Raw genomic sequence first — 6,084 nt, forward strand, 5'->3', positions numbered from 1 at the left:
CGCGAGGCCGCCACCGAGGAGCGCCGCCGCCTGCAGGTGATCTCCGAGCGCCTCGCCGCCGGCCAGGTGCTCACCCCCGACGAAGCCGCCTTCCGGGCCTCCTGGGAGCGACGTGAACGCGTAGCCGCGCAGCTGGTGCGCGGCGAGATCGAAGCGGAGGGCCTGTGATGGCGAAACCGAGACGCAAGCAGACCGTGGCCGAGATCCGCGCCGGCCTTGAGGGAAGCCCCACCACCCGCTCCCGCCGCATCAGCCCGCGCCGAACCCGGCGCCAGTATGGCGGCGCGCGCGGCGAGTGGGTGCCCATCGAGATCTGGGAGGGCGGCGAGCGGATCACCTTCGCCGGGCATGTGACGCTGGTGCGGCCACTACGGGCGATGAACCTGCCGCCGCATCTGGTGGAGGTGGGGGTGCTCTACGGTGCGCTGAGCGAGCTCGCGTCGGCCTCGCCTACAGTGGATAGCTTGGTGCGGGAGGGGAATGGCGGTACATCCGAAAGCCCTCAGGTGATGCAGCTGCGGGCGGCGCTGCGGCGCATTGCGATCCAGAGGAAGCTCGACCAGGCGCATCGGGCAGTTGGGAGCCTGGAGCGGCTCGCGCCGAAGCGGCGCGTAGCCAGGCGCACTACAGCTGCGAGCATGGCAGACCTCGGCCCGAAGCACCTGGCGCGTTCGCCTGCAGGATTTGCGCGCCGAACCGAGATCACCGCGCTCAGCCTGCTCAACGGCACTTGTGTCGAGGGTCAGAGCGTGCGAGCTGTCCTTCGCTGCCACGGCTGGGCCGAGGGTAGCGCAGCCTGCCGATCCGCCGCAGATATCCTCTGTGCAGCGCTGAGAGCTGTGGATGCTGCGTGGAATGGCACTGTGCAAAAGCAGTAGGCGCCCACTCAGGTTTCGACGCAACGCCATCAATCGCTTTTGGCTCGAATGCGTGCCTGTCTCCCTAGTCGCAGGGCCGGTCGAACCACGTTCGGTCGAGGAGGGCTGCGTTTCCAATGTTTCGCCAGGCGCACGGCAGGACGAACGGCTTTCGCCCATCTTTGAGCAGAAGTTCCGGGCCGAGCCATCCCGTTAAATAGCCGTTGCATCCTCCGCGAATGTCACGGAGGTCGCTGACGTTCATGGCTTCCGAATATTCCATTGGCAGCCTGCCGTCGGTCTTCGCGTCGTACAGTCCATCCATTGCTCCGTCGTAGGATCGCACGAAGATGTAGCGGTCATTGAAGCAGTTGAACTCGACAGTACGTACCAGGGCGCGTTTGCCATCCGTAGCGAGGAGGGTCCATCGTCCATGGCGGCTCCAGTCGAACTCCCGAACCAGTTGCATGCCGTTCGGCAGCGCTACCGAGTCCTGAAATCCGGTCGCCCATCGCGCACCTGCAACCAAGGCCCAGAGCGAAAACAGCCCGACAGCGCCAAGCATGACGCGACGGAATAAAGCGCATAGATGCGTTCGCGTCATTACTGGTCGACGACGCGATACGCGCTGCGCGTTGCGTTCCGGAACGCCCCCGCCGGGAAAATCGCTGTCCATTTGCCGGTGATCTGACAGGGCGTGCCGCCGGGCTCGATGCCGATATCGAGTGAGTCTTCAAAAATGTCGCTGAATTCGAATGAAGTTTCACCTGTTATTCGAAGCATCGGATCGGCGTTCCCCTGCGAAGGTATTCGGCGAAGGCGGTACGATAGGCAACGGTATTGGTTTGGTACATGATGGCGAGCCTCTCTTATGAGCTGCGCCATCTTCCGTGATTCTCCTCAGTATCAAACTAACCGTGCCCTCTGTCCGGGCCTCTGCAGGCTGCGCAACGTCGCGCCGCATTCATGGCCGAGGCCCGACCTGGGCGATCCGAATGATGACGGGAACAGAAATTCGTTGCACCTCGTTGGAATGACTGCCTTGGGGCAACACCGGTCATCCGTTGCGCCTGGCACGAAGGTGGACTCTGGGCGGATTGCAGACTTTCGCTGCGGCGACAGTCCAATCGCCCAACATCATCGGGTAGGCCGTAGCCCAGATCAGCACGGCCACGACAAGGTTCATGCTCGCGACCTCGGTCGGGGCAATGGCTTACACAAGCCAAGGGCCGTCCTGACCCATCAGGATACCTGCAATCATCGCAAGCCCGGCCCAGACGGTCAGGTAGCGTTCGAATATGCTCATGCCGTCACTTGGTTCGTCTGATCGGTCAGGCAACCCGAGGTCAGGGCCGCCAGGACGACCATGACGGCCGCCGTGCCCATAACGAGGGTCAACCCGCCGATTTGGTAGGTCAGGCCGGAGAGGAGCGTGCCGATCAGACGACCGCCCGCATTGGCCATGTAGTAAAAGCCTACATCCATGGTGACCCGCTCGGATTTCGAGAAGGCGAGGATTAGGTAGGAGTGGAGCGAAGAGTTCACGGCAAAGAGCGCACCGAACGCCAGCAGGCCCACGACAAGCGTTACCGTGAGCCAAGTCTGTGGCGCAGGCGAGAGCGCAACGGCCACCGTCAACGCGGCGGGCACGACGAAGAGCGCAAGAGCCCAACCCCGCGCCGCGCGGATCAACTCGCCCTCCGGGCGGCTCGCCGCACGCAGGATCTTCGGTGCGCTGGCCTGCACCAGCCCGTAGAGGATGACCCATACCGCCATGAAACTGCCGATCATGAAGAAAGCAGCGCGGTTTCCTTCCTCGGTGCCGTCCGAGAGCACCGCATAGAAGTAGATCGGGATGCCTACGACGAACCAGACGTCACGCGCTCCGAACAGGAATACGCGGGCCGCAGACAACCAGTTGACGTTGGCCGATTTCGAGAATACCTCGAAAAACTTGGTGCCCTTCTTGCCCTTGGGCAGGCCCGAAGGCATGAACAGCATTACCGCGACGAGGATCACGCCGAGGACGATGGCCATGCCCAGCACGGCCCAGTCGAAGCTAAGCACCGCCAGTATCGCTGCCCCGAGCAGGAAGCCTAAGCCCTTCACTGCATTCTTCGAGCCCGTCAGAACCGCGACCCAGCGAAACAGTCCGCCATCGCCCGAAGGGGCCAGCAGCTTCACCACCGATTTCGAGGACATCTTGGCGAGATCCTTGGCCACGCCTGAAAGCCCCTGTACGCACATGACGAAGGCCACTGAGGCCGCGATGCTCCAGCCCGGATCGAGTTGCGCCAGCGCGAGCAGCGCGACCACCTGTAGCCCGAGCCCGGCATAAAGCGTCGAAGTCAGACCGAACCGCAGGGCAATCCAGCCTGCGGCAAGGTTGGTAATCATCCCCGCGACTTCATAGAGGATGAACAGGTATGCCAGCTGCACCGCACTGAAGCCCAGCGTGTGGAAATGCAACAGAACCAGCATCCTGAGCGCGCCGTCTGTCAGCATGAAGGCCCAATAGGCCGCCGTGACGGCGATATAGGCGGACAGCCCTTCGGGACGGGCGTGCGCAGCGTTACTCACAGTGAAGCCCCGACCATCAGTGCCACGTCGACCAGCCTGTTGGCATAGCCCCATTCGTTGTCATACCAAGCGTAGACCTTCAGCTGCGTGCCATTGATCACCATCGTGGAGGGCGCGTCGATGACCGAGGAGCGCGGATCGTTGGTGTAATCAGTCGATACAAGCGGACGCGTCTCATAGCCGAGGATGCCCTTCAGTGGGCCATCGGCCGCAGCCTCGAAGGCAGCGTTGACCTCTTCCGCCGTGACTTCACGTTCCAGTTCGAAAACGCAATCGGTCAGCGATGCATTGAGCAGAGGCACTCGCACCGCGTGGCCGTTCAGACGGCCCTTCAGTTCCGGATAGATCAAGGTGATGGCGGTGGCCGAGCCGGTCGTCGTCGGGATCAGCGAGTTGAGCGCAGACCGCGCGCGACGCAAGTCCTTTGCCGGACGGTCGACGATAGTCTGGGTATTGGTCACATCATGGATCGTGGTGATCGAGCCATGCTTGATGCCGAAGGTCTCGTGAACCACCTTCACCAACGGCGCGAGGCAGTTGGTGGTGCAGGAAGCCGCGGTGACGATTCGGTGCTCGGCGGGATTATAGGTCTCGTTGTTGACGCCATAGACGATGTTGGCCGCGTTGCCATCCTTGACCGGGGCAGAAACCACGACCTTCTTCACACCCGCATCGAAGTAGGGCGCGATCTTGTCCGGGGTCTTGAAGACGCCGGTGCAGTCGATCACCACATCGACATTTTCGAGCGGCAGGTCGGCAATCGCCTTGGTGCCGATGAACGGCAGACACGTGCCGCCGATCATAACACTTTCGTCGTCGTGCGAGAACGCGGCATCCCAGCGGCCGTGGACCGTATCGAACTCCAGCAGATGCGCGTGCATCTCCGGGTCGCCCACGGCATCGTTGATCCAAGCGATCTTGGCACCGCTTTCAAGAAGAGGCTTCAGGGCGAGCTTGCCCATGCGACCGAGGCCGTTCAGTGCGTAAGTGGTCATGCCAGAGTCTCGGGGCTGGCGCGGCCTATGTCGTCCACGGCTTTTTGCAATGCAATGCGGTCCAGGGTCTCGATCGGTAGGGCGACGAAGGCTTCGATCCGGTGCTTGAGCCCCCCGTAGGCTTGTTGGAAGGCCAGCGCTTTTTCAGCATTGGTTCCTACGACTTTGACCGGGTCCGGCATACCCCAATGACCACTCACTGGCTGCCCCTCCCAAGCGGGGCATTCCTCGTTAGCCGCCTGGTCACAAACCGTGAAGACGAAGTCGAACTGCGGCGCATCGGGGCGAGAAAACTCGGACACGTCCTTCGAGCGCAGGACGGAGGTGTCGTGCCCTTTGTCCTGCAGGAGTTGCACAGCGAAGGGATTGAGTTGGGTCCCCGGTCGGGTTCCTGCAGAATACGCGATGAATCTATCGCCAGCGGCACTGCGCAGGAGAGACTCGGCGAATATGGACCGCGCGGAGTTGCCCACGCAGATGAAGAGGACGCTGAATTTGCGGTCAGGCATTGGGACGGCTCCTGTGCTGGAAGACATGCAGATGTCGGGACGGCCACGGCAACAATCGCTGAACAGGTATCCGAACAGCCGCTGCATCGTGATCATGTTGATCGCGTAGAGAAGCGACGTGCCTGCCCGTTGTTGTTCCACCAGCTGGTCCCGCGTCAGCGCGGACAGATAGGTGGACATGGTGCTCGCCTTTATGCCAAGCGTGGAGGCGATCTCCCCGGCCGGAACACGGTCAGGGTATCGGCGCATCAGCAACCGGAAAATCGCCAGTCGCTGAGGATGGCCGAGGGTGGACAGTTGGCTGGGAATCTCTTTTTCCATATTTCATGGAATAATGAATTACAGATTGCCCGCCAAGTGAAGGTTTTGTAACGGCCCGCTTCCGTCGAGGCAGTCAGCACCGCTGACTTTGACTGGCGAGAGCGGGCTACACGAGACTGCGGAGAACCGGCTTGGGGATTGCACCGCAGCGAGGCCCGACCTGGCGAATGTCCGGAAAGGGCCGAATGCGACAGTGAGTCGAGAGAGACCTCTCCCGCTCGGCAGGTCCGCTTCGTGCGCGCTGCTGACCCGCGCACTACTTCACCGACTGCAACCCTCCTTCCCCCTCTTGACGCTTAATCCGGCTTTAGAGTAGCAGATCGATAACTTCTAGAACCTGCGCCCGGGCGAGAGATCGCGCCGGGCGCTCGCGTTTCCGGGGGGTCGCATGCTCCGCAAGATCTGCTCGGCGCCCGGCTGCCAGTCGCTGGCGGCCGAGGGCTCCGCCCGCTGTGCCGAGCACACCCGCACCGATACCAGCGCCGAGCAGCACCGCAAGGCCCGGGCCGACCAGGCGCGGCGCGGGATGGCCGGGCGCGAGTGGTACGGCACGGCGCGGTGGAAGCGGGCGCGGCTCGGCTTCCTCGCCGTGCACCCGCTCTGCGCCGAGTGTCAGTCGCTCGGGCTGGTCGAGGCGGCAACCGAGGTCGACCATGTGACGCCGCATCGCGGCGATGCCGCCCTGTTCTGGGATCCGCGCAACTGGCAAGGGCTCTGCCGACCCTGCCATTCCCGCAAGACCGCGCGCGAGGTCGGGTTCGCCGGCCCGCGCCGCTGACCACCCGGGGGTGGTCGATTTTCTGGCCCCTGGCCCCTTCTGCC

At 63.0% G+C, this 6,084-nt stretch carries 6 protein-coding genes; 2 read left to right on the forward strand and 4 right to left on the reverse strand.

The window, feature by feature from the left end; genetic code table 11:
* The first annotated feature begins 167 nt into the window (after positions 1 to 167).
* Positions 168 to 878, forward strand: coding sequence for a hypothetical protein (locus D3P35_RS25445; protein ID WP_118138737.1), 711 nt, complete (start codon positions 168 to 170; stop codon positions 876 to 878).
* 64 nt (positions 879 to 942) lie between these two features.
* On the opposite strand, the gene D3P35_RS26440 is transcribed toward D3P35_RS25445, so the two are convergent.
* From D3P35_RS26440 to D3P35_RS25460, 4 genes are all read right to left on the reverse strand, one after another.
* Positions 943 to 1,533 (reverse strand): hypothetical protein, encoded by a 591-nt coding sequence (locus tag D3P35_RS26440; protein WP_157982337.1) that lies wholly within the window; start codon positions 1,531 to 1,533, stop codon positions 943 to 945.
* 626 nt (positions 1,534 to 2,159) lie between these two features.
* Positions 2,160 to 3,437, reverse strand: a complete 1,278-nt coding sequence (gene arsJ / locus D3P35_RS25450; protein WP_118138738.1) for an organoarsenical effux MFS transporter ArsJ — start codon at positions 3,435 to 3,437, stop codon at positions 2,160 to 2,162.
* Complete coding sequence (locus D3P35_RS25455; protein ID WP_118138739.1) at positions 3,434 to 4,432, reverse strand: ArsJ-associated glyceraldehyde-3-phosphate dehydrogenase; 999 nt, start codon at positions 4,430 to 4,432, stop codon at positions 3,434 to 3,436. Before D3P35_RS25455 ends, arsJ begins: the two co-directional genes overlap by 4 nt.
* Entirely contained in the window at positions 4,429 to 5,262 is an 834-nt protein-coding gene (locus D3P35_RS25460; RefSeq protein WP_118138740.1) for a helix-turn-helix domain-containing protein, read from the reverse strand. Before D3P35_RS25460 ends, D3P35_RS25455 begins: the two co-directional genes overlap by 4 nt.
* Positions 5,263 to 5,650: 388 nt before the next feature.
* Here D3P35_RS25460 and D3P35_RS25465 point away from each other — a divergent pair, with 388 nt between their 5' ends.
* A complete protein-coding gene (locus D3P35_RS25465) occupies positions 5,651 to 6,040 on the forward strand; it encodes an HNH endonuclease signature motif containing protein (RefSeq protein ID WP_118138741.1) in 390 nt (129 codons plus the stop codon).
* Positions 6,041 to 6,084: the final 44 nt, after the last annotated feature.

The organism is Oceanicella sp. SM1341, assembly GCF_003448965.1.
Classification (GTDB): domain Bacteria; phylum Pseudomonadota; class Alphaproteobacteria; order Rhodobacterales; family Rhodobacteraceae; genus Paroceanicella.

Coding starts and splice junctions, on each gene's coding strand:
- D3P35_RS25455 (WP_118138739.1), bottom strand. CDS start 4,432: ATGACCACTTACGCACTGAACGGCCTCGGTCGCATGGGCAAGCTCGCC.
- D3P35_RS25460 (WP_118138740.1), bottom strand. CDS start 5,262: ATGGAAAAAGAGATTCCCAGCCAACTGTCCACCCTCGGCCATCCTCAG.
- D3P35_RS26440 (WP_157982337.1), bottom strand. CDS start 1,533: ATGGACAGCGATTTTCCCGGCGGGGGCGTTCCGGAACGCAACGCGCAG.
- D3P35_RS25465 (WP_118138741.1), top strand. CDS start 5,651: ATGCTCCGCAAGATCTGCTCGGCGCCCGGCTGCCAGTCGCTGGCGGCC.
- D3P35_RS25445 (WP_118138737.1), top strand. CDS start 168: ATGGCGAAACCGAGACGCAAGCAGACCGTGGCCGAGATCCGCGCCGGC.